Here is a 2,353-nt window from a genome sequence, read left to right on the forward strand (position 1 = left end):
ACTTCCGATCCATCAACCGATAAAAAGCCGGTGAAGGCGTCGTAACTTACATCAGTGCTGCCTACAACTACTATCGCATCACTTCCTACTTCGAAGTCGAGGATAATATCCAAATCTCCTTCTAAGAACTGATCTGCGAAAAACTCGTAGATATCGCTGCCGCCGCCACTGATCAGAACATCGGATCCTTCATTGCCAACAACAACATCATCTCCTAAGCCGCCTCGAACAATATCATCTCCCAGACCGCCGAAGACAAAGTCAGTTCCTCCAGCACCCTGGATGTTATCGTCTCCTGCTCCAGCCATGAGTATATCTACTTCATCGCCGCCAGCTGCTACATCATTACCGTCGCCAAAAATAAAAATGTTAGTTTGATCTTCTTGTCCTACGGCGAATACACCTCCACCCTCTTGAGGGCTATCAAAAAACATTGCACCCTCAAAGTCGCTTATAAATAGCGGACCTGTGCTACCTGGACTTAATATTGCTGCCATTTAATTGTCTCCTTGTTTTAGCTTGAATTTTCTCTAACAGTTGATGTAGGGTGGGCAGTGCACCAGACAGATAATGAAGCTTGCAAAGCGCGCTGGTAGGCACTGCCCACCCTAGGATTAATGACAATGATGCAAGATATCGGTTAATCACGTTGTATTCAGGTAAATCGTTAATTGTTAATGGGAATTAATGGGAATTAATGGAAGTTACCATCAACAATTAACGATGAATGAGTAGTCTAAACTACTACCTGGTAGGATGAGTGTTTAACCGGAATTGATATCAACTATAATTTTTTATACTTGAATACAAATTATAAACAAATTATAAAAAAGTTAGACTTTTTTGATTTAAATCAAGTGTTAGAGGAAGCGATTATAAATTATTGTCAAGGATAAAAATTAGAAACAAATTAGACTTACTTGATTCAAATCAAGTTTTACACAGGTCATAGCTTGTCCGGTGAATCACTTCATATTCAGGGCAAGGGTTAATGCTTAATGGTTAATTGTCAAGAGTCAATTAACCATTTTCAATTTTCAATTTTCAATTTTCAATTAAGGTAATCAAACGCCTCTTACGAGTAATTGCTCCTGTTTTCTCTAGTTGCATCAAAGCTCGTGATACGGTTTCGGGAGTCAAACCTAGTTCAGCAGCAATTTCTTTGAAGGGTTGGTCTAAGCTGAGAACCGTTTGATTACGGAACTGAGCTAAGTAGTGTAGATATTGAAGTACCCGGTCGTGAGCAGTCCGAATTTATCGCCACTCTAAACGGACTCTGAGGGAGTGAATGTGTCTAACCAAAATGGTCATGAAATTCTCGGCCAAGTCAGGATAAAGGCAAAGGCTTGACAAAAGAAGTTGCTTGGGATAAAAAATTACTCGTGAAGCTACCTTAGCAATTGCTGTGTAAGGATAGACCGTTGAAAAAAGAGCACTTTCAGCTAAGCTCTCACCAGCTCTAACAACCTGAAGTGTAACCATTTTCCCTGATTGAGTGTAGTGAACAAGTTTGAATCGCCCTGTTTCCACTACAAAAAAAGACGATGCGGAATTTACCTGGTAAAATAGCTTCTGTTCAGCAACCAGATTCTGGAAGATGACACCCTGACTTAGAGCAGGGGGAAGGCTCTCAGGTTTCAATAGATTCATCAATAAGGCTTCTAGTACGGCACGACATGTGAATAGTTTAAGCAATCATTTTTGGCGATGTCTGTTGGAAAAGATCGGAAAAAATCAGAACTTGAACACAGAAAATGTCCCAGGCAGCAACTATAGTTGTTTCAATTAAGGATAAGACGGTAATGAGGTAAAATAAAAAGGGTATATTTTCAATAACTGACAGCAATGCCATACAGTCTAGATTTCAGAAAAAAAGTAATAAAGTATATAGAAAAAGGTGGAAATATTACAGAGGCAGCGAAAGTATTTGGGATAGGAATAGCGACAATATACAAGTGGTTAAATCGTTCAGAACTAAAGGCGACTAAGGTAGAACGTCGTCAAAGAAAGCTAGATTGGAAAGCCTTAGAACAAGATGTCAAAGAAAATCCAGATGCTAAATTAATAGAGAGAGCCAAAAAATTTGGAGTGCGCCCGAGTGCAATATTCTACGCACTCAAAAAAATGAAAATAACTCGTAAAAAAAAAGAACTTCGTTATCGGGAAAGCGATGCAGCGCGGTCTTGGGGGTTTCCCCCGGAGACGAAACCTGATTACGTTGAGCCTTTATGGTTGGTAGGTTATGCAAAAAAGGGTTAAAACTTATTGATTAAGGCGAGCCTGTCTTACGGTAACTATCGCCAAAGGCGACGCTTGGCCGTAGGCCACGCCAAAGGCGAACGCGAACAAACCA

General features: G+C 40.3%; 3 protein-coding genes and 1 pseudogene. 1 reads left to right on the plus strand and 3 read right to left on the minus strand.

What is annotated here, in order from left to right:
* From F6K20_RS34530 to F6K20_RS34535, 3 genes are all read right to left on the minus strand, one after another.
* The coding region (locus F6K20_RS34530) for a calcium-binding protein (protein WP_287297809.1) at positions 1-497 on the minus strand (497 nt) is incomplete at its 3' end.
* 547 nt (positions 498-1,044) lie between these two features.
* Entirely contained in the window at positions 1,045-1,254 is a 210-nt protein-coding gene (locus F6K20_RS40325; RefSeq protein WP_202799301.1) for a helix-turn-helix domain-containing protein, read from the minus strand.
* Positions 1,255-1,650: a Crp/Fnr family transcriptional regulator gene (locus tag F6K20_RS34535; protein WP_202799298.1), complete on the minus strand. Its 396-nt coding sequence runs from the start codon at positions 1,648-1,650 to the stop codon at positions 1,255-1,257.
* A 195-nt stretch (positions 1,651-1,845) separates the two neighbouring features.
* Between F6K20_RS34535 and F6K20_RS34540 the strand changes: the two are divergent.
* A pseudogene (locus F6K20_RS34540) lies at positions 1,846-2,166 on the plus strand (IS630 transposase-related protein); the annotation flags it as partial.
* Between the last annotated feature and the right edge of the window lie 187 nt (positions 2,167-2,353).

The sequence above is a fragment of the Moorena sp. SIO2C4 genome, assembly GCF_010672485.1.
GTDB lineage: Bacteria > Cyanobacteriota > Cyanobacteriia > Cyanobacteriales > Coleofasciculaceae > Moorena > Moorena producens.